Source organism: Terrabacter sp. AAH1, assembly GCF_054456855.1.
In genome coordinates, this window is record NZ_JBTJJV010000009.1 from 95,786 (window position 1) to 116,708 (window position 20,923).

Genomic DNA, 20,923 nt, shown 5'->3' on the forward strand with positions numbered 1-20,923 from the left:
GTGGCTCAGAACGTTCCCGGGCGCCACCGCGCCCCCGGTCGATTCAACGCGATCTCGGAGCTCAAGACGATCGCGAAGGAGTCGGCCCAGCCGGCCGTCAAGGGCGCCGCGATCGTTGCCGCCTCGGGTGGCCTCGTCGCCTCGTTCGCCGGCACGGCGAACGCCGCTGACGGTGTCAGCGCCGCTGCCGGCCCGGCGGTCGTCGGGCCCCAGGTGGGCTCGCTCAAGGCCGCGAACGCCCTGTCGGCCATCGGCTACGGCAAGCCGGCGCTCAAGACCAAGCCCCTCGTCATCGAGGACATCAAGGTCAAGCGCGAGCGCGCCGAGGCTGCCGCCGACAAGGCCGCCGCCGAGCGTCGTGCCGCCGCGGCCGAGCGCGCCTCGCGCTCCACCGCCCGCGTCGCGCTCAACGACGCGAAGATCCCCAGCGCCTCCGGCATCGTCGGCATCGCGCAGTCCTTCTTCGGCGTCCCCTACGTCTACGGCGGCTCGTCGCCCTCGGGCTTCGACTGCTCGGGCCTGACCTCCTACGTCTACCGCCAGGCCGGCATCTCGATCCCGCGCACGGCCTCCGCGCAGCAGGCCGCCGCGACCCGCGTCAGCGACCCCCAGCCGGGCGACCTCGTCTTCTTCGGCTCGCCGGCGTACCACGTGGGCATCTACGTCAGCCCGGGCCGCATGATCGACGCCCAGCGCCCCGGCACCGTCATCGGCAACCACTCGATCTGGACGCGGCCCTCGGGCTACGGCCGCTTCTGAGCCTCGCACGACCTCTCGTGCCGTTGTGCCCTCGCCGACTCCGGCGGGGGCACAACGCGTTTCGGGCCCGTCACCGGCTCCGTGGTTGACTGAGTCGATGACCGACCAGTCTGCTGCCGAGTCCACGACCCTCATCGAGCTCGACCTCTGGAGCGACCTGGTCTGCCCTTGGTCGTGGGTGGCCAAGCGACGGGTCGAGGCGGCCGTCGCGGCCTTCGAGCGACCGCACGACGTCACCGTGCGGCTGCGCTCCTTCGAGCTCGACCCGGACGTCCCGCGGGGCGGCGGTGTTCCCGTGAGCGAGCACGTGGCGCTGCGGCACGGCGGCGACGCGGAGGCAGGGCGGCTCATGAACGCCCGGGCCAGCGAGGTCGCCGAGGCCGACGACCTCTACTTCGACTGGGACCGCGCCGTGCGGGCCAACAGCTTCGACGCGCACCGGCTGTGCGCGCTGGCCGGCGAGATGGGCGGCCCGGCCCTGCGGTCCGCGGCCGTCGAGCGCTTCCAGTCCGCGCACTTCAGCGAGGGCCTGCCGATCGACGACCACGAGGTGCTCCAGCGGCTGTCGGCCGAGTGCGGCCTCGACGAGCGGCGCGTCTCGGCCGTCCTCGCGTCCGACGCGTACGCCGACCAGGTGCGGGCCGACGAGGAGAAGGCACGCTCGATGGGCGTGACGTCGACGCCCTTCGTCGTCGCCAACGCGTATGCCGCCGTGTCGGGTGCGCGTCCCGTCGACGACTACCTCGCCCTCCTCCGTGGAGTGGCGACCCAGACAGTCTGAGCTGCGGCCAAAAGCCGCGAATCGCCCATAGCGCAACGCGATTCGTCCACCTGCTGGCATGTCGCGCCCTGACGGGCGACAGCGCAGGTGGTCGGGGTGGAGGATGCCCACAGGTGCGTGGCCGTGACGACGGCTCGGTGAGTCCGGGCTCGGGACGGGAGAGCGTGGAGCGCGTGGGCGACGAGCACGACGAGGTGGACGAGGCGGTGCTCGCCGCCTGGCGGTCGCTGCCGAGCGAGCACCGTTTGGTGCTCTGGCAGCTCGTGGTGCACGACGAGGGCCTCGGCCGGCCCGCTCCGCCGCGCCGGCCGTCGCGCCGGGGCGTCGCCGCGCCGGCCGAGCGTGCCCGCGACCGGTTGCGGCTCGGGTTGCTCTCCGAGCTCGTCGCGAGAGCGGAAGGCCCCGAGTGCGCCGCCGCCCGTCGCGCCCTCGCAGGTCACCTGCGTCACCTGCCGTCCGGGCCGGGTACGCCGGAGGCGGAGCAGCACCTCGAGGTGTGCGAGCGGTGTCGCACCGCCGTGGCGCTCCTGGACGACGTGGACGGTGCGATCAGGTCGCGCGTTGCACCGGCGCTGCTGCCCGGCGCCTTCACCACGGCCGTGGTCGAGGACGGGGCTCCTCCGGCCTCGGCCGCCACCGTCGACTCGGCGCCGTCGACGCCTCCGGCGGCGCGGGTGCTCTCCATGCCGGGCCGACCGGCCGCGTTGCTCACCGCTGCCGGGGCACTCGTGCTGGCTGCCGTGATGCTCCGGCTCGCGTGGGCCCCCGGCGGCGGACTCACGGCGGAGGCGCCCTCGCCTCGGCCGCCGTCCGTCGCGACCCTCTCGGTGGACGCGTCGCCCGACTCGGACCGCGCGGCCGCCGCGGCGTCCGGACCCCGGCCGGTCATCGGTGTGGCCGTGGCGGAGTCGGTCTCTGGTCGCCGTGGGACGGTGTCCCTTCCCGCAGGTGGTTCGCGGCCCGACGGGCCGGCCGGCCTCCGCGCTGCTTTCGCCCAGCGCCGTGGGGCGTCCGGCGTCGGCGGCGGGGCGACAGTCGGGCTGCGTACGCGTCCCTCAGCGGTCACCTCGCCGCCCTTTGTCGCGTCACCCGTGGCCTCGGCACCGGTTGCCTCAGCTCCTGGAGCGTCGGCCACCGCGCCTGCGACGGCGTCGACCACCCCACCCGCAGCGACCACGACGGCGCCGCCTCCCGGGCCGGTCGTGCCGCCAGAGGGCACCGTCACCACCCTGGTCTTCGTGCCCGCGGACCAGGGGACGTTCGTCGCGACGCTGGCGGTGAGCCAGGGCTGGCTGCTCACCTCGGTGGTGGACGTGCGCGGCACCCAGGCGGTCGAGCACGTGGCGACCCCGTCCACCGAGGTCGTCGACCGGATGCACGCGGGTCGGGTGATTGTCGAGGTCACGAAGGCGGCCGGCTCGGCCGGGGCAGGGCTGCTGTCGGTGTCGTTCGTGGGCCCGTCGGGCTCGGTGCTGCCCGGTTCGGGCACCTACGCGTTGCGTTGACGCGGGGCATCGTCCTCATCGTCGGCGTCTTCGTCGGCGTCCACCTCGGCGTCCTCAGGACCTCGCGCTCCGTCGACCTCGCCCGCCCCTGACGGCGCGGCGGCGTCGGAGGAGGGGATGGCGGCATACGGCCGGGGAGAGCTGGGGGTCCCCGGCGCACCCGCTGGGGCGACCTCGTCGACGGGGATCACCTGGCTGAGGCGCGTCAGCTCGACGACGGCGCGGATGGGGGAGGCCTGCGGCACGACGAGGCGCAGGTCCTGGCGGCGGTCGCGCAGACGCTCGGAGAGGCGGAAGAGCGTGGCGATGGCAGCACTGTCGATGTACGTCGTGTCGGTGAGGTCGAGGACGATGAGGGTGACGTCGTCCGGCACACCGTGGGCGACGGCTTCGATGACGTCGCGTGCGTTGGACAGGTCGACCTCGCCCGAGATGCGCACGAGCTGGGTGGCCCCGTCACGCTGCGTGCGCACCCGGGCGAGCTCGCTCACGCGAGGCTCCCCAGGCGTACGCGCCGGGTGAGCCGCACCTCGGTGCCCGACGGGGTGTGCCCGACATCGACGTCGTCCATGAGGGAGTGCATGAGCTGCAGTCCCCACCCGCCGCCGCGGTCGGCGGCCGGGCGCCACTGGCCGTGGTCGCGCACCCGGAGCTCGAGGTCGTCGCCGACGAGGCGCGCGGAGAGCTCGAGGGGCCCCGCGGCGTTCGCGCCGCTGTAGGCGTGCTGGACGACGTTGGCGCAGGCCTCGCCGCAGGCGACGAGCACCTCGTTGGCCTCGCTCTCGGGGACGCCGGACTCGTGCAGCCACCGCCGCAGGGCGCCCCGCAGCTTGACGAGGTTGCGCGCCTCTGCGGGCAGGCTGAGGGTGAGCTCACCCTCGACGGAGACGGCCGGGCGCATCGCGAGCAGGGCCACGTCGTCGGGGATGTGGTCGTCGTCGAGGAAGGTCGCGAGGAGCCGGTCGCACAGCCGCTCGAGCGCGTCGGCGGGGGCGCTGTCCGTCGCGTTCGTCGCGTCCGGTGCGGCTGTTGCGTCCGGTGCGGCCGTCGCGTCCGGTGCGGCTGTCGCTTCTCGGCTGAGGCGGTCGAGCCCGGCGGAGAGCGAGACTCCGCGCCGCTCGACGAGGCCGTCGGTGTAGAGCAGCAGCGTCGAGCCCGGCTGGAGCACGTGCGTGCTCTCGGCGAAGGACCCGTCGAGGGTGACGCCGACGGGTGGGGCGAGAGCGCCCGTGAGGTAGGTGGCGCTGCCGTCGGTGACGACCAGGGCCGGCGGATGGCCGGCGTTGGTCCAGCGCAGCTCACGGGTGGAGGGGTCGTAGACGAGGTAGATGAGCGTGACCATCTCGGGGACGGGCAGCTGGGCGACGAGCTGGTGGACGCCGTGCATCACGGCTGGCGGCGAGGGGTCCTGCAGGGCGTACGCGCGCAGCGCCATCCGCACCTGCACCATCGTCGCGGCGGCCTGCAGGCCGTGGCCGGCCACATCGCCGATGGCCAGGGCGAGGAGCCCCTTGGGCAGCTGGACCACGTCGTACCAGTCGCCGCCGACCTGCACGTCCGCCGTGGCGGGGACGTAGCGGGCGGCCAGGCCCACCCCGGGCACGTCGGGGAGCCGGTCGGGCAGGAGGCTGCGCTGCAGGGTCTCGGCGATCTGGTGCTCGCGCTGCGCCCTGGCCTCCTCGTGGCTCAGCAGCTCCTGGGCCTCGGAGCGCTCGTGGATCTCCTGGACGAGGCGCACGTTGGCGGCCGAGAGCTGCGCGGTGCGCTTCTCGACACGCTGCTCCAGCTCGGCGGCCGCGAGGGCGAGGTCGCTCGCGGCCTGGGCGCGTTCGCTGACGAGGGCGGCCAGGAAGAACGAGGTGAGGGCGACCGTGGCGTTGAAGGCCTGCAGCGTGACCATCTGTTCAAGGCGCGTCGTGCCCTCGAAGGGGCCGATCTGCTTCGTGGCCGCCCAGGTGGCGGCGAGCGTCGCGATGAGGGCGGCGGGTGCCGCGCCGCGCAGCTGCAGACGCCACGCCGCCCAGCCGAGGAACGGCAGGGCGATGAAGAGGACACGCATCTGCAGGACGGTCCACGTGAGGGTCAGCGCGACGGCGACGAGGATCACGGCGCCCTCGAGCCACTGACGCAGGGGCCAGCGTCGCTGCTCCCAGAAGAGCGGCAGGCACAGCAGGAACGGCGTGAAGGCCAGCACGCCCATGGCGTCGCCGGTCCACCAGACGGCGAACGCGGTGGGCAGCTGACCCGCCTGGATCGAGCCGGAGGCGACCAGGACGAGGGAGCCGATGGTGGCACTGACTAGCATGCTGGCGAGCGCTCCGACGAAGACGAACGCGAGCGCGTCGTGCTGGCGGTCGAGCTCGCGCCGGAAGCCGACCTTGTGCAGGAGCGTCACGGCGACGACCGGTGCGAGCGTGTTGCCGACCGCCGTCGCGAGGGCGGCCAGGAAGGTGGCGCTGATGGGGAGGTTGATCGCGAGGGCGGCCACCGCGACGGCGGGCCAGTACGACCGGCCGAAGACGAGCAGGGCCGCCACGGCGATGCCGGTCGGGGGCCACAGCGGTGTGACGTCGTCGCCGACCAGTGACAGCTCGAGCCCGAGCTTGCCGCCGTAGTAGTAGGTGACTCCGATGGCGGCGAGGAGTGCCGCGCGCCGGATGCCCACCCGCTCGGCGAGCATGCCGACGGGCCGCGAGGACCCAACCGTCCCCACGCGCACCGTCATGGTCGGACGCCTCCCGCGCGCCCGCGCGTCCCCATGGCTGCGAGCCTAGGGATCAGCGGCTCGGATGACGAGGGTTTCGCACACACTGTCCGGGTCCGGTGGGGTCTGCTTCCTCGCCGACCGGGGTGGGGCGGGTGCGATAGGTCACGTCCGAAGGCGTTCGGCGTCGTGCCCCACCCTCGGCTCCTACCGTGTGTAGTAGAGGAGGGGCCATGGCCGGTGAGTCGCTGGTGACGGCGCGGAGGCTGTCCGTGGTCACGGCAGCGGTGGGGGCCGCTGCCGGGGGCTGGACGCTGGCAGACCCGGGCCTGCTCCACGGGCCCGATGCGATGCAGGGGTCGGCGCGCGGCACGGCGCTGGTGCTGCTCGTCGTGGCCCTGCCGGTGCTGCTCGGGTCGTGGTGGAAAGCCGGACGAGGGTCAGGGGCGGCCCTGCTGGCAGCCCTCGGAGCGCTGCTCTACGTGCTCTACAACGCCGTGCTCTTCCTCTTCCTCACCCCGTTCAACGCCGCCTTCCTCGTCTACGTCGCGCTCCTCGGCTCGGCGCTCTGGGCGGTCGGGCACCTGGTCGTCGCGCGCGAGCTGCGAGTGGCCGGGGAGGGCGTCACCGAGCGTGCGCCGGTGCGCGGCGTCGCGGCATACGTCTGGGTGGTCGCGGCGCTCAACGCGCTGGCGTGGCTGGCGCGGGTCGTGCCGTCGATGGGGGAGTACCCCACGCCGATGCTGGAGGGGACCGGTGTGCAGACCAACGCCATCTTCGTCCAGGACCTCGGCGTATGGCTGCCCCTCGCCGCGGTCTCTGCGCTCTGGCTGTGGCGGCGCGAGGCTCGCGGCGGTGTCGTCGTGACGGCGCTGCTCGGCATGTGGGTCATCGAGAGCCTCAGCATCGCGGTCGACCAGTGGTTCGGGGCGACCGCCGACCCGGCCTCAGACGTGGTGTCGACGTCGCTGGTGGTTCCCTTCCTGGTTCTCGCTGCGGTCGGGCTCGTCCCGTGGTGGCTGCTCGCGCGGTGGGCGTCACCCCTCCTGACCCGCTCGGGCGGCCCGGTCTGACGCAGGGGGCAGGGCCGCCCGGGTGTCGCGCACGTGTCAGGCGGGGTGTCGCGCGGGGCTGTCGCGCAGGGCGTCGCGCAGGGTGTCGCGCAGGGGTGTCGCGCCCACTGTGGCGGGGAAGGTCGTGCGAAAGTGGGCGTACGAGTTTTCCGAAGTGGTCCGCACGTGTGCCGGACCGCGCCTAGCGTTGCCTCGTGTCGTCGCCGCACCAACGTCCGGAGTTCCAGCCACGGCTGGTGCCTGCCCTGGACGCCGACGCTGAGGCCGAGGCGCTCGACTTCGGGGCGCTGTTCCATGCGGTGCCGAGTCCCTGTGTCGTGCTCGACGCGGACCTGATCATCCAGGCCTGCAACGACGCGTACCTCAAGGCCGCGAGCCGGCGTCGGAGCGAGCTCGTCGGCACGAGCATCGCCGACCTGCTGCCGAGCCGGCCGGCCGGGCCCGACACGATCCCCGGTTCGGAGCCGGTCGTCGAGACGGTTCGGCGAGCCGTGCGGACCGCCCTGGACACCGGCCGCTCCGTCGTGGTCGGCCTGCAGCGCTACGACGTCGACGCCGGCCGAACGACTGCCCAGCTCGAGGTCAAGGCGGAGGCCAAGGTGGAGGCCCAGGTGGAGGCGGAGGTGGACGCCGCGGGGCGGCACTACTGGATCGGAACCGCTGTGCCAGTGCCGAACTCGTGGGGTGCGCCCCGGCACGTGCTCTACAACGTGCACGACGTGACGGCCCTCGTGCCGCACCTCGCCACCGCGTTGAGCGAGCCACTCGAGCCCGCTGGACGGCAGGCGCGCGCCGCCGTCGTGGCCGCGACGGCCGTGGCCGAGCAGAGCCAACTGTTCGACCTCGCGCTCGAGACCCAGCGACAGCTCGGCATCGCGGTCCAGGAGGTCATGCTCCCCGCCGAGGTGCCGCTCAGCGTGCGCGAGGCCGTCCAGATCGCGGTGCGCTACCAGCCGGCGTCGGATGCGCTGCGGGTCGGCGGCGACTGGTACGACGTCGCCGACCTCGGCCAGGGGCGCCTCGCCGTCGCCGTGGGTGACGTCGTCGGCCACGGACTGCGCGCCGCTGCCGTCATGGGTCAGCTGCGCAGCGCCCTGAGTGCGCTCACCGTCGCGGATGTCGGCCCCGCCGCCGCCATGACGGCCTTGGACCGGGTGGCGCGGCACAGCCCCGACGCGACGGCGTCGACCGCTGTGAAGGTCGTCGTCGACCCGGCGCTTGACCTCGCCATCTACAGCAGCGCCGGCCACCTGCCGCCGCTCATCCTTCGAGTCGACGGCACGATCCACACGATGAACCAGGCGCTCGGCCCGCCGTTGGCCGTGACCCAGAAGGTGGTGAGCCGGCCCCTCGGCACGGCCATGCTCCGCGCCGGCGACACCCTCGTGCTCTACACCGACGGCCTCGTCGAGCGACGCGGCGAGCCCCTCGACGTCGGGATCGCCCGACTCTCGGACGCGTTGGTCAGGTTGCGGGAGCTGGACGTCGACTCGATCGCCGACCGGCTGCTGTCGGAGCTGCCACCGATGTCGTCGCTGCGTGACGACATCGCACTCATCGTCCTGCGCGTCTGAGCCCCTCGCGTGCGCGTTGGGCCCGCGGAGCGTTCGTCGGTGGCCCGGCGCCCTCCTCGAGACCGAATCGAGGTCAGGGACTCGAGGTGGAGGGTCCACGTCCACCACCCGCGTCGGGCGGTCGAGTGGCTGCCTGCGCTGCAGTCCAGGCGGTGCGATGCTCGTGGAGTGAAGACGCAGGAGGTCTCGACGTCACTTGGTCCTGTGGAAGTGTCCTGGGCCGGTCCCGCCGGAGGGGGCGTCGTCCTCGTCTTTCCTGGGGGACACTGCTGTGCGGCCACGCCGCTCGGTGCAGACCTCTACACCGACATGGGGTTCCGGGTGTTGACCTTCTCCCGCCCCGGGTACGGCAGCACGCGCGTAGGTGCGCTCACGGCGGCCGAGTTCGTCCCGGCCGTGGCGGAGGTCTGCGACGGGCTTGGGATCGGCGAAGCCACCGCAACCGTGGGAATCAGCTTCGGCGGCCTCCAGGCAGTGCACGTCGCTGTCGCGCTCGCGCACCTGGCGCCTCGTCTGGTTCTGCACAGCTGCGCTCCGTCGACGTTGCCCTATCCCGACACCAAGCTCGAGGCGGCCGCCGGCCCGCTGGGCTTCTCTCCGTTGACTCAAGGCCTGACCTGGCGGGCCATCCGCTCCCTGACGTCCTCGGACAGGGGCCTGCGCCTGATGATGTCCACGCTGTCGAAGCTCCCGGTCGACTCGTGGTGGAAGAAGTGGACGCCTGCGGACCGCGCATCGGCTCGGGCGACCTTCGCGGGCATGGGCTCGGGATCGGGCTTTGTCACGGACTTGCGCCAAGGCGCAGCAGACAGGGCGGACTACCGCCAGACGGTTCTGCGCTCGGTTCCCTGCCCAACCCTCGTGACGGCGTCGCGACATGACGGTGGCGTGTCTTTCGCACACGCGGAGGACTTCGTGCGCACGGTGCCGAGGGCCCAGCTGATCGACACCGACGCGCCATGCCACTTCTACTGGCTGGGACCCGACCGTCCAGCGGTGTCCCGAGCTATCCACGCCTTCGTCGTTGACTAGCCAGGGGACGGTTGCGGCAAGACGCCCGGGTCTTGCGCCGTCGCGAACAGCGGCCTCGGGATGCTCGATGATCAGCTGATCTGCGGGTGATGCCCTCGAACACGGGGCACGCGTTGAGTTACAGCCCGAAGCCGTGCCACTCGCCTTCAGAAACAACCTCGACAGAGTCACCGACGACTCGGATGGCGGTCTGCTCGTCGATGACATACGCCGGTCCGTCGATGTCAGCGGCCCAGCGTTCCGCGTCCGCAAGGGTGTTCGTCGGGAACGCATTCAAGTGCGGGAAGATCGCGAAGTCCACGAGCCCCAAAGTCCGATCGTCCACGGCGGCCGGCCATTTGACGAAGTCGGAACCGATTCGGGGTGCCATGACCATGCTGCCGGCGCTCACGCCGACCCAGGTCGTATCGGTCAGAGAGGGCAGGTGGTCCGCCATGCCTGATTGCCGCAGCCAGTGACAGAGGTAGGTGGCCTCACCGCCGTCGACGAGCAGCACGTCGGCCTCACGGATCCATGGGACCCATCGCTCCGGGTCGATGGTGGGTAGGGCGGTGAGCTCGAGCACGCCCACGGACTTCCACCCCAGTGCCGTCATGGCGTCACCTGGGCGCCCGCCACTGACGAAGCTGCGCACCGATTGCGGACCGCAACTGGGATGCCCCCATTGCGCAGTCGGGATGCACAGCGCGGCAGCTTCCGAGATGGGCTTGCCCAACATGCCCACGAGCGCATCGCGAATGCTGGTGTTCGTGACGCCGCCCGAGGTGAGAAGCAGCTTCATCGCTGGGGCTCCTTGGCGTTGCTCGGATCTTGGGGAACGGCAAGGCCGGAGGACGCGGCCAGTCCGCTGACGGGTGTTGACACCGTACAGACAGCCGATCCCACGTGCAGGGCCAACGTTCGGCTCGGCTCGGCTATACGTCTGGAGCACGACCAGATCCGCTGGTCCGCCCTTCATGGTGCAGGGACTGTGCGGTCGCCTCTGCGTCAGGCATTCCTCAACCTCTTGCCCGTCGTTCTCCACACACGACGAATGAAAGGTCTGGAGCACGCCGGCTGGCGGCGCATAGAACCGCCTCTTCCCTGCGGCGCGCCTCACGCTACGGAGGCACGCGCGCGGACGTCCGACGTCCTCGGACACGCGACGACATCCACCCGTTCCGTTCGCCGACAACCTGTGTGCCGGGTGTTTCTGGCTGCTTCGAACCGTCCGGGACCTCTGAGGTACCCGTCCTGGGGCCCGTCAGACTGCAAGCCTCAGGACGGGGGCAGTACCGCGGCACGGAACGTCGTCAGTTCGCTCAGCGACGGCGCAGCTTTGACCATCCCAGTCGTCCGAGGTCGTGGACTAGCGCGAGGGCCGCGAGGCTGGCAACTACCACCGGGACAGCGTTGACGGGCTCGCCGCGAAGCAGCGGCCACGTTAGGAAGAGGACGACGCAAACCGCGAACACGATCGCTCGCCACAAGGGAGGCTCGGGCGTCTTACGCCACTCGTCGCGCCAAGTCTCGAACATGGATCCTCGTCAGTGCATCAGGTGTCTATGTGGTGGTGCTCGGGCACAATATCGCCTGTCTGCCAACTCGAGATGGCGCATCCCTCAAGAAGGTTGGAGCTTGCGGGTCGTGCTTGATGGTCTGGCGATGTCGGCTTTGCTGGGGCACTCGACCGCCTTGTATCGCTGCCCGGCCACTCTCATCTCCTTCATCAGGAGAGCGTCAAGGATCAGCCGACGCAGCTGTCAACCATCACCCGAAACACTGTCGGGCATCGGGCCAAGCCCGAAGGTCAAGCATCAGGCGAAGTCAGACAACGTGTGGTGCCCCCGGCAGGATTCGAACCTGCGACACCCGCTTTAGGAGCCGAATATGCCCTGTTTTCAGGGGGTTTCGGGTGGTCGGGGGTGTGCCTGCTCGTCTGTTGTTGTTGGGGTCTCGCGGGCGACCGATTCGGACGCCGTGTGCCACAAATGCGCCACGCGGGTCTGCGCAGTGAACCGGACGATCTGGGCCGGGTGGTGCCGCGCAGAAGGCGCTTGCGGAAGTCGACCGAGCGGGTCGTTGATACTGCCATGCGCTCGAGGCGGGCAGTGGTCCTCCGCGGGAGCCGGCCCGGCACACGACGGCTGGAGCCTCCCTCTTCCCGGGCGCCTGAGCCGCAGCCACGTACAACGGTCACGGCTGATCAGACACCTGCTGGCATCGCTCAGCACGCGTCCTCAGGGCCGATGGTGCTGAGGCCGGCCATTCGTCCACCATGCAACGCAGCCGACGACGCTCCCGAAGGTCAGGATCACCAACCAGGTATCGCGTGGGAAGGTCCGGATCTCGATGTCCGGGGTGCGCGAGACGTCGATCAGGGAGTAGGCCCAGAAGGCCAGGGCGGGGATGAGCACCACGAACGGCAACCACTGAGCCACGGTGTTCGGCATCCTCGGATCGTGTCACCGGCCGTGATCGCGGTCAACGACGGCTTGAGGGCCGCAGTTTCCGGGCGGTTTGGGCTCGACAACGGCCCATAGCGCGGGGTGCGGTGGGGTGCGCGTAGGCGCGCCAGCGCCGGAGCGCGGGGTCCCCATCGCGGGGTCCCGCGCTTCTTCGCGCCGGAGGCGCGCTTGAGCCAGTAAAGAAAGTACTCACGAGTTGCCCTGGATGAATCGCTTCAGGCTGCGTTTGCGAGGTAACTTCACCCCTACCCGGAGGGCCATGGTCTTGGCGGCGCTGCTGCGCCAGAATGAGGGAGGAATCTTCGAAAGGGCCACCTTCGTCTCCTTCTTTAGCGCACGAGGCCGCATCTCGGAGACAAGGCGAACCGCGTCATAACGCTCGTCTCCTCCCGCCTCCGCCAGCGCGATCGCCACAACTTGCGCCAAAGCGCCACTGTCTGGCCTGCCAGCACCTATCGCACGAACGAACGCTGCGGCCTTCGCCCTTGCGTCAGTTCCCGACGACATGCGCGAGGTCAAGGCCTTAGTAGCCTTCGCGACATTCAATTCCCGATCGCGCGAAAGGAGTCCGGCCGATGAAGCGGGAAACCCCTGATCAAAGAGACTAATCCAAACATTAGTGACTTGGGTCGCCGTATGTGCGACCGCCCAGGTCCGGAGGCGCCCGCCGAATGCATAGCCGCAGGCGCCCTGGAACGTGATGACGCCGCGATCTGTCGGATCCGTAGCGAAGAAGGCTTCGACCAACTCGCCGGCAATCTTTGACTGGGCTGTCGTCGTTGCCCGCTCGGCCTTGTATATCTCGCCGACTTCGCGAGGAGTGGGTCCGGGCAGATCGGTGTGAAGCTGCTTCAGGCGCAGACGTGCTGAGCACGCGCGTGCAACTGAAGCAGGCGGCTGCCCGTCGCTGGCTGTGACAAAGGACTTTTCGAGATCTGTGGCGTGGTTTGCCATTGCCCGCACGAAATGATCCCGCACCTCCTGGAATTGTAGAGTTCCAGCCACGATTGCTTTCACGGATAGTTCGGCCTCGGCGTTGGCAAAATCGTCGGAGACGTTGGGCTCTGAGATAGACTCAAGGAGTTCCCCGACTCGAGTACTTAAAGAGGCTCGCTGTGAGAGATCCGTGGCCCTCGTGTTGGTGCTCGTGCCAAATTCGGTCGCCATGGACCCAGCCAGAGGGTCCCCAAGGCCAATCTCGCCAAGTCGGTGGAGCTCGTCCCAATACCTTTGCGAAGAGCCGTCCTCCCAGACTCCGGCGGCAATGGTGGCAAACGCTGGGGCGAAGTCGCAGGCCGTGGGGACCGTCGTAATCAAGGGGGCCCACTCTGCTATTGACACCTCAGGCATCGCGAGGGCTGCCAAGGCTATCCGGGACCTGGTGTCCAAATCACTGGCCGGTGCGTCGGCCATTAACGCTAGAAATGCCGGCTCACTTCCTGAATCCTCCAAAGAGGCGGGCAAGGCCAGAGCGAGGCATCGTAGGGCATCTCGATCCAACTCCTCAAACATCGCCGAGACTGCGTCGAGGTCCTCCTCGTCCTCCAAAGGCATGAGTTGGGCCAAGACATCTTCAGGCAAGTGCTTGGCGACCGCACAGAGCATCGGCGTGTTTCTCGCGTCTGCTATGGCCGAGATTGTCGCGAAGTCCAGATGGGCTTCAAGCATGTCGACGGCAACGAGCAGATCCTTCGGGGTGTTCGGAAGCCTCAAGCCGACCAGAGCCGCTTGGGCTTGGTGGGTCAGGGCACCCGCTTGTTCCAGTGCGCGCTTGAACCATGCATCTTGTTTCGCTTCGGACAGAATCCTCAGTACACCGGGGAGGGCGTTGACGGGCAGGGTGCGACTCTCGGGCTCGCAGCGATAGGAGCGGAGAGCCTCGATCGCAGAAGCGAGTGGCAACGGCCGGTCCGGGTCCTGCCGTTCAGCTAGCTGCGCAAGGACCGAAACGATTCGGTCGCTGCCCTCCGAGATGGCGCTGCGAAGGCGTTCTGCGAGGAACCTCATCGCGCCATCTCTCTCGGCTTCCGAGAGATCCTTCAGTGCAGAAATGGTCATTGCCGGGTCGCGGTCGCCCGCCTCGTCGAGGACGGTGGAGGTTTCCGGTGTTACCTCGATCAAAGCGTTGCCGGCCAACTCGACGTAGAGGAGGCTGCGACTTACATCCGGGATGTGTGCCGTACGGTCCAAGTATCTATGCAACTGGTCGGACTCTACCCAGTCCCTCCAGGCAACGTCGTCAGCGTCGCTCTCCGGCTGGGCGCGCTTCGAATGCTTGGAGATTAGGCGCTGCTGGATCTCTGACCTGGCTTTCCCAGTTCGAAGGAGTGACGTTAGTCGCGGTTCATGCAGGAGATCCCTGGCATAGTCAGGGAACTCAAGTTGCAGGACAACCCATTGAGCCAACTCTGCGACGTGGTCGTCGACCGGAATCTGACGGGCCTCAGCCACTCGATATTGAGTAGCGAAGGCGTTCAGTAGCACCTTGATGCGGCGTGGGTTGCGCACGTGTGCCGGCACCAGGGCGTAGATGACGTCGTCCAGTCGTCCTAGATGCGCTACGTGCTGCCACAAGCCGCCCCTGTCGGCGACCAGTGATTTTGCAAAAGTTTGTACTCGTTCATGACGGAGAGGAGGTAGCTGGAACTGGTGTTGAAAGACTTTGTCCAAAAATGCGTCGTTAGTGGCAAGATACGGCTCAAGCTCGCGCACGGGTCCCGGTTGATGTGCCTTTTCTGAAAGCGCGTGCTCTACCACAGACCGATCCACTGCCAAGACGGCGGGGACTCCTACCGTAGACAGCATCGTCTGGAGGGATGTCAACGTGGCGACCAATTCGGCGCTGGCCGCACGGTCAAGTTCGTCGATGAAGAACACGACCCGGTGCCCGTTCCGTTTCCTAACCCATGCTGCCAACCTTCGGTTCCATCGAAGCGGCCGAAGCCACTTGGGAAGTTCTGCGTGGAGCAGGAGCTTAGAGAGCAGGTCCGTGAATTCGTCGTCTTGACTTGGCGAAGATCGACTCACGCTTACTCCAACGAGCCGAGGCAAGTTTAGCGCCGCAATGGCGGCACCAGTTAGAGCGAAGATTTTTCCTGCATTAGGCGCCACCGTGGAGGTCCAAACCTCTTGGGCGCTCGGGATGCCGGCGGCGAACCTTCCGACTACCAAGCCCAACAGGCTCAGAATGCCGACGGATATGCTCAAGCCAGCCAAGAGAGCGAGCACCCCCTTAGTGAATTCAATGGTGCGGCGCAGGAGTTCGTCGAAGTCGAGCTTTACGACCTGTTTGCTCTCAAACAGGCCGGAACTATATGCGGGGCCATGAAGCGAAAGCTGCCGAGCGGCTACGGCAATAAAGTCGCGTCGAAGGGCTGTGCCCGAGAATCTCCAAGCGTCGTACCAGACGATCTTGAATCTTCGCTTTGGATTCTCGGTCAGTGACGTATTTGAGACGTCCATTCGGCTAAGTCGGTTAGCGAGGAGCTGGAGAAAACTCGACTTTCCTGCTCCCCACGATCCGAACACGCCAATGTGCACTGGGTCTTGACTGTTCAGGAGCAGCTCTGCGGCACGACCGGCTATGCCGTCGTGATCGAAGAGGTCGTCAGATGTCTCCGTCAATTCCTTGTCTGGAATGACGTCCTCTGCCACCAAGTAGCGCTTTGATTCCCCTGTAGCCGCAGTCATTCGAGCAATTGACTCCCGTCGTGTGTGCGCAGCGTCGGCTCAGCGCCGCCAATCGCATCTGCAATCCTGACCGCGTAGGCCGGAGCCATCCTGTCGCCCGCTAGATCGCATGCTACCCATTGAATGGATTCCGCCTCGGGTGTGTCGCGGTCGTGACCTGCTGTAAGTCGGCACCTGAAGACGAGGGCGATTATTGCTCTGGGCATGTTCTTGTAGACGCCGGTGAGCGGGCCGATCTCGATCTCGCCGCCGGTTTCTTCGCGGACCTCGCGTCGCAAACCATCTTGGATCGTCTCGCCGAGCTCGAGCACACCGCCCGGCGGCTCCCAATGGCCGTTGTCTCGGCGCTTGATGAGCAAGACGTTCTGGCCGCTCTCGTCGAAGATCGCGGCGGCAACGCTGACCGAGTGGCGTGGTGTCTCGGTGACGTCGTGGGTGCCCATCTGTCAAAGTGTAGGTACTACAGACGTCTGGAGGAGTGAACCATGCTGGAGTTGGGCCAGGTCGACAAGACCTCGGACACTCCTGCCTTCAAGCAGATCGCGGCGGCGCTCCGCGAGGCCATCGGGTCAGGTCGTATTGTTCCCGGTGACAAGGTGCCGTCCGAGACGCAGCTGAGAGAGCACTTCGGCGTCGCCCGCATGACCGTTCGCCAGGCGTTGGGGGAGTTAAGCGCTGAGGGCCTGCTTGTTGCTGAGCATGGGCGTGGTGTGTTCGTCCGCGAACGGCCCGTGGTGCGGCGCGTCGCCTCCGATCGCTTCGCTCGGCGGCATCGCGAGGCCGGGCAGGCTGCCTTCATCGCTGAGGCCGAGGGTGTTGGCGTCCCCTCCGTCGACGAGATCGAGGTTGGCAGTGAGGCGGCGTCTGGCGACGTGCGCGAGGCTCTTTCCCTGCCGGCGCGGTCGAGGGTAGTCGCGCGTCGACGTCGCTACCTAATGGATGGGCAGCCGGTCGAGCTGGCGTCCTCCTATGTGCCGCTGTCGATCGCGCAGGGAACCGCAATCGAGGCCGCAGATACCGGCCCAGGCGGCATTTACGCGCGCATCGAGGAGGCCGGCCACGCGCTGGCTGAGTTCTCCGAGGAAGTTGCTGCTCGGATGCCCTCGCCGGAGGAGCGTCGCCGGCTGCGTCTGCCAGCCGGAACGCCAGTCCTGACCGTGCGGCGAATCGCCTTTGACACCAACGGATTGCCTGTCGAACTGACCGACACCGTTAAGGCGGCTCCGAGCTACGTCCTCGAGTACCGGTTCCCGGCCAACTGACTCCATCCCTTGCTGCTTGTCTAGATGAGTGGTCTACTGTTGTCACGGAGCAACTGCTCTAGACGACTGGATAAGGAGTAGTCATGGCAATGCAGAAGCGATTCAAGGTCGGGTTCAGCAACGTGTTCCCGAACGGTGCGTTCCTCAAGGGCTCGGTGGAGCCGGTCCTGGACTTCAACGCGGAGAAGCGAGCGGACGGGTCCCGGCCCCAGCAGGTCGACCCGGAGACGGGCCTGCTCGTGTGGTCGGTGACGGTGCTCGATGCGGACGAAGAGGCCAGCAAGCGGGAGACAGCAGTGACGGTGAAGTTCTTCGCGAAGGTGCAGCCGGTGCCGCCGGAGAACAAGACGCCGTTCCCTTGGACGCCGGTCGAGTTCACCGGTCTGACTGCGTTGCCGTGGATCGAGGAGACGTCGATGGGTCGCGGCCGGATCTCGTGGTCCTTCCGTGCTGAGTCGATGACCGCTCCCGGCCAGTCAAGCCAGTCCGGTGCCTCGTCCGGCCAGGCCAAGGGGGCCGCGTAATGGGTGCCCCAATCCCAGTCGGGCTCCAACGCTCCCGGGGCGTCCCGAGTCTGGCTGCTGCTGCGAGCCAGGCTGCCTGCGCCCTGCGCGTCGCTGCGGTCCTCGTCTGGTTGTTCGTGCGTTGGACGTACCGGCACCTGCGGTGGGTGGTCTCGGTCGCGGGCCTAGCGTTCGCGGTGCGGTTGCTCCCGGGCGGCCAACCGATCGCCATCCGTCTGCTGATCTTGGGCTGGGTTGTCCCTGCCTTCGTCGCGGTGGTGTGGGCTCGTTGGTGGCCGGCTTCGTACGAGCGGTGGGCAGCCGGCCCCCTGAAGCGGGCTTCGTGGCGTCGCTGGGCTCGTCGCCGTTGGCCCGTGCTGGCTCGGGAGTGTGGCCTGTCGGTTCAGCGTGACGAGCGCGCGAGCTGGTCCGCCTCCGCCATGCGAGCGATCGCCCACCGACGTCCTGCCGCTGGCTCGACGGTGTGGGTGCACCCACGGCTGTGCTCGGTAACGGCACGCGGCGTCGCCCTGACCATCACCGCGCGTGCCCGGACCGGGCAGACGGTCGAAGACCTCGAGAAGGCCGCACCCGCGCTGGCCGCTGCTGCCTCGGCGCGCTCGTTCCGCTGCCGCGCCCTCTCGCCGTCAACCGTCGAGTACGTCCTGATCATGGCCGACCGCCTCGCGCCGGTCCGGCCCGCTGCAGCCCCGCTCGACATCACGGTCGACGCTGTCTCGGTCGGTCGACGTCAGGACGGGTCACGCTGGCTGCTGCCGCTAACGGGCCGGCACACACTCGTGGTCGGCTGCTCCGGCTCCGGGAAGGGGTCGATCTTCTGGGGCGTGTGCGGTGGCCTCGCACCGGCTGTCCGCGCTGGGCTGGTCCGGCTCTGGGGCGTCGACCTCAAACGCGGCGTCGAGGTCGGCATGGGCCGGCACCTGTTCTCCGAGGTGGCCACGACCCCGGCGCAGGCGCTCGACGTGCTGAACCGGCTGTTGCGGGTGGTCGACGAACGCGGGCACCGGATGGCCGGTGTCACCCGGCTGCACCAGCCCACCTCGGCGGATCCGCTGCATGTGCTCGCCATCGACGAGCTCGCAGTGCTGACCGCGTACGCCGACCCGGAGATCCGCAAGGAGGCCTCGCGGCTGCTCGCCGAGGTGCTGACCCAAGGCCGCGCCCTCGGCGTCATCGTGCTGGCGTGCGTGCAGGACCCGCGAAAGGAGGTCATCGGCCTGCGGGGGCTGTTCACCCAGACCGTTGCGCTGCGGCTGCGGTCGGCCGACGAGACCCGGATGGTCCTGGGCGACGGCGCTGCGGCCCTCGCGCCCGCACACCGCATCTCGCCCTCCACCCCCGGCACGGCATGGGTCATCGAGGAGGACGGGTCTGCCGATCGGGTCCGGGCGGACTACTGGCCCGACGACCTCGTCCGCGACGTGGCCACCCACCATCCAGCGCCCTACGTCCCCGAGGCTGCGGAACCCGTCGAGCCTGTCCATGACACCGCGGACGACCTCGGATCGGTCGTGGATGTCGAGTCAAGTGGCGTCACGTCGGTGCGGTCACGCAAGCCGCGAGCCCCGCGCCAGCCGCGGAGTGTTCGCCGACCCCGGCCTGCGGGCCAGTCGTCCACATCCGCGGCGGGTTCGAGCACTGGAGGGGAGGCGGCCTGATGTCCAACCGAACCGCCCTCGGCGTCCTTCACGGCCGTCCCGACTCGACGCTCCGGGCTCTCGCCCGCGGCGGCTGGAAGGAACGCGGCACCTGCAACCAGACCGACCCCGAGCTCTGGTTCGCCGACACCAGTCGACGCGTCAAGGCGCGTGCAGCCTCCATCTGTGCCTCCTGCCCGGTCCGCCCACAGTGCCTCGCTTGGGCGCTCGTCTCCGATGAGGAGTACCGGCTGTGGGGTGGCCTCGACGCAGCCGAACGCCTCCCGCTTCAGCGACGGCTGACCACGGGGGAGCCCCTGCCGGTCGTTCTCGCCGACGCGATGGGGTCTCCCATTGCCGCCCCGCCCATCCCGAAGGCCGCGTGACCCCGTGACGGTGCAGCAGTCCAGCCCGACGTCGCACCACGCCAAAACTGGATCGTTCCCCGGCTACAGCGCGGACGCCGGGCTGGACCTGCCCGACCTCACGCCCCGCCTTGAGCGCGAGATCACCGCCCGGCTTGTCTCCCGCGACTTCAACGCCTGGGCCACCACCGCCGCCCGGGTCGGTCATTGCACCAGACCGATCCGGCTGCGTGGCTCCTCGCAGACCGTCGATGCGGCTACCGGCGAGGTCCTCGGCTCGTACTCGTCGGAAGAGGAACCCCTCGGCGTCCTGCATGTCCGCTGCGGCAACCGCCGAGCCTCCGACTGCCCCTCCTGCTCCCGCATCTACGCCGCCGACACCTTCCAGCTGATCCGTGCCGGGGTCGTCGGTGGGAAGGGCGTCCCCGACGCGGTGTCGGAGAACCCGCTCGTCTTCGCGACTCTCACCGCGCCCTCCTTCGGCCCGGTTCACGGCACCCGCAGCGGACGCCGCTGCCGCCCATACCGAACCAAGGACGAAGCAGAGCGGTGCGCCCACGGCCGGTCGACGGTCTGCCACGCCACGCACGTCGACGGCGATCCGCTGCTCGGGCAGCCCTTGTGCGGGGACTGCTACGACTACCCCTCGCACATCGTGTGGCAGTGGTGGGCTCCCGAGCTGTGGCGCCGGTTCACCATCGCGCTGCGCCGCAGCCTCGCCCGCGCCCTGGGAATCAGCGCGAACCGGCTCGCAAAGATCGCCACCGTCCAGTTCGCCAAGGTCGCCGAGTACCAGCTGCGCGGCATCGTCCACTTCCACGCCCTCGTCCGCGTCGACGGCAAGGCAACCGACGAGGGCTCATACGCGCCGGCCCCGGCCGGGATCACCGCCGCCCTGCTCGCTACCGCGATCGAGACCGCGGCCGCGAGTGTGTGGTTCGACGCCCCGCCCCTGGTCGGTGGTGACCTGGCGCGGCGGCTCCGGTTCGGCAGCGAGGTCGACGCCCGACCCGTCCGTGACGCCCACCGGACCGACGACCCCGAGAATCAGCTCGAGGCCGAGCAGGTCGCCGGCTACCTCGCGAAGTACGCGACGAAGTCCGCGACCGACTCGACCGACACGGCCAGCCCGCACCTGCACCGGCTCCGCTCGACCATCGCCGGGACGGTCGACCGGCAGCGCTTCGAAGCGGCCGCCACAGAAACACCCATGGCTGAGCACCCGTACGCGCTCCTCGGGAAGTGGGCCCACATGATCGGCTTCCGCGGCCACTTCTCCTCAAAGTCCCGCCGCTACAGCGTCACCCTTGGCCGGCTGCGCAGGGCCCGTGTCCGGTTCCAGCGCCGCCTCGCCGCCGCCAGCCGTGAGCGACGCGCCCTCGAGGCCCGCGACCTCGAGGACCTCCTCGAAGACGACGACACCGAGACCACCCTCGTCGTCGGCCAGTGGACGTACGCCGGATCCGGCTGGGACACCGACGGCGACGCCGAACTCGCCCGCGCCGCCGCAGCCCGCGCCCGCGAACACGCGCAATGGCGAGCCGCCCAACCCCGCAAGCAAACCAACTGA

The 20,923-nt window shown here is 69.0% G+C and carries 17 protein-coding genes; 11 read left to right on the plus strand and 6 right to left on the minus strand.

What is annotated here, in order from left to right; genetic code table 11:
- The 3 genes from ACXR8F_RS14610 to ACXR8F_RS14620 all read left to right on the plus strand — a co-directional run bounded on the left by ACXR8F_RS14610 (position 1) and on the right by ACXR8F_RS14620 (position 3,045).
- Positions 1–759 (plus strand): C40 family peptidase, encoded by a 759-nt coding sequence (locus ACXR8F_RS14610; RefSeq protein ID WP_045186879.1) that lies wholly within the window; start codon positions 1–3, stop codon positions 757–759.
- 97 nt (positions 760–856) lie between these two features.
- Positions 857–1,540 (plus strand): DsbA family oxidoreductase, encoded by a 684-nt coding sequence (locus ACXR8F_RS14615; protein ID WP_458801492.1) that lies wholly within the window; start codon positions 857–859, stop codon positions 1,538–1,540.
- Positions 1,541–1,713: 173 nt separating this feature from the next.
- Positions 1,714–3,045, plus strand: coding sequence for a hypothetical protein (locus tag ACXR8F_RS14620; protein ID WP_458801494.1), 1,332 nt, complete (start codon positions 1,714–1,716; stop codon positions 3,043–3,045).
- Here ACXR8F_RS14620 and ACXR8F_RS14625 read toward each other — a convergent pair.
- Together ACXR8F_RS14625 and ACXR8F_RS14630 are read right to left on the minus strand one after the other, a co-directional pair.
- The gene (locus ACXR8F_RS14625; RefSeq protein WP_458801497.1) at positions 3,030–3,536 is read right to left on the minus strand and encodes an STAS domain-containing protein; all 507 of its coding nucleotides are present in this window, start codon (positions 3,534–3,536) and stop codon (positions 3,030–3,032) included. The genes ACXR8F_RS14620 and ACXR8F_RS14625 overlap by 16 nt on opposite strands.
- Entirely contained in the window at positions 3,533–5,770 is a 2,238-nt protein-coding gene (locus ACXR8F_RS14630) for an ATP-binding SpoIIE family protein phosphatase (protein ID WP_458801498.1), read from the minus strand. Before ACXR8F_RS14630 ends, ACXR8F_RS14625 begins: the two co-directional genes overlap by 4 nt.
- A 212-nt stretch (positions 5,771–5,982) precedes the next feature.
- On the opposite strand from ACXR8F_RS14630, the gene ACXR8F_RS14635 reads away from it, so the two are divergent.
- The 3 genes from ACXR8F_RS14635 (at position 5,983) to ACXR8F_RS14645 (ending at position 9,428) form a co-directional block, all read left to right on the plus strand.
- Positions 5,983–6,822 (plus strand): hypothetical protein, encoded by an 840-nt coding sequence (locus ACXR8F_RS14635; protein ID WP_458801499.1) that lies wholly within the window; start codon positions 5,983–5,985, stop codon positions 6,820–6,822.
- 194 nt (positions 6,823–7,016) lie between these two features.
- Positions 7,017–8,396 carry a SpoIIE family protein phosphatase gene (locus ACXR8F_RS14640; protein ID WP_458801501.1) on the plus strand — a complete coding sequence of 460 codons (1,380 nt, stop codon included), beginning with the start codon at positions 7,017–7,019 and terminating at the stop codon, positions 8,394–8,396.
- Positions 8,397–8,564: 168 nt separating this feature from the next.
- Complete coding sequence (locus ACXR8F_RS14645) at positions 8,565–9,428, plus strand: alpha/beta fold hydrolase (protein ID WP_458801503.1); 864 nt, start codon at positions 8,565–8,567, stop codon at positions 9,426–9,428.
- Between the two features lie 118 nt (positions 9,429–9,546).
- Here ACXR8F_RS14645 and ACXR8F_RS14650 read toward each other — a convergent pair whose 3' ends face one another.
- From ACXR8F_RS14650 to ACXR8F_RS14665, 4 genes are all read right to left on the minus strand, one after another.
- Positions 9,547–10,209, minus strand: coding sequence for a Type 1 glutamine amidotransferase-like domain-containing protein (locus ACXR8F_RS14650; RefSeq protein ID WP_458801504.1), 663 nt, complete (start codon positions 10,207–10,209; stop codon positions 9,547–9,549).
- A 1,438-nt stretch (positions 10,210–11,647) separates the two neighbouring features.
- A complete protein-coding gene (locus ACXR8F_RS14655) occupies positions 11,648–11,860 on the minus strand; it encodes a hypothetical protein (RefSeq protein ID WP_458801506.1) in 213 nt (70 codons plus the stop codon).
- A 204-nt stretch (positions 11,861–12,064) separates the two neighbouring features.
- Complete coding sequence (locus ACXR8F_RS14660; RefSeq protein ID WP_458801508.1) at positions 12,065–15,529, minus strand: P-loop NTPase fold protein; 3,465 nt, start codon at positions 15,527–15,529, stop codon at positions 12,065–12,067.
- 32 nt (positions 15,530–15,561) lie between these two features.
- Positions 15,562–16,008: an NUDIX hydrolase gene (locus ACXR8F_RS14665; protein WP_458801510.1), complete on the minus strand. Its 447-nt coding sequence runs from the start codon at positions 16,006–16,008 to the stop codon at positions 15,562–15,564.
- 42 nt (positions 16,009–16,050) lie between these two features.
- Between ACXR8F_RS14665 and ACXR8F_RS14670 the strand changes: the two genes are divergently transcribed.
- The 5 genes from ACXR8F_RS14670 (at position 16,051) to ACXR8F_RS14690 (ending at position 20,923) form a co-directional block, all read left to right on the plus strand.
- Positions 16,051–16,827 (plus strand): GntR family transcriptional regulator, encoded by a 777-nt coding sequence (locus tag ACXR8F_RS14670; protein WP_458801512.1) that lies wholly within the window; start codon positions 16,051–16,053, stop codon positions 16,825–16,827.
- Positions 16,828–16,910: 83 nt separating this feature from the next.
- Entirely contained in the window at positions 16,911–17,351 is a 441-nt protein-coding gene (locus ACXR8F_RS14675; RefSeq protein WP_458801514.1) for a plasmid replication, integration and excision activator, read from the plus strand.
- A 419-nt stretch (positions 17,352–17,770) separates the two neighbouring features.
- Complete coding sequence (locus ACXR8F_RS14680; protein WP_458801516.1) at positions 17,771–19,009, plus strand: FtsK/SpoIIIE domain-containing protein; 1,239 nt, start codon at positions 17,771–17,773, stop codon at positions 19,007–19,009.
- Positions 19,009–19,374: a WhiB family transcriptional regulator gene (locus ACXR8F_RS14685; RefSeq protein ID WP_458801518.1), complete on the plus strand. Its 366-nt coding sequence runs from the start codon at positions 19,009–19,011 to the stop codon at positions 19,372–19,374. Before ACXR8F_RS14680 ends, ACXR8F_RS14685 begins: the two co-directional genes overlap by 1 nt.
- 4 nt (positions 19,375–19,378) lie before the next feature.
- Positions 19,379–20,923 (plus strand): replication initiator, encoded by a 1,545-nt coding sequence (locus tag ACXR8F_RS14690; protein WP_458801520.1) that lies wholly within the window; start codon positions 19,379–19,381, stop codon positions 20,921–20,923.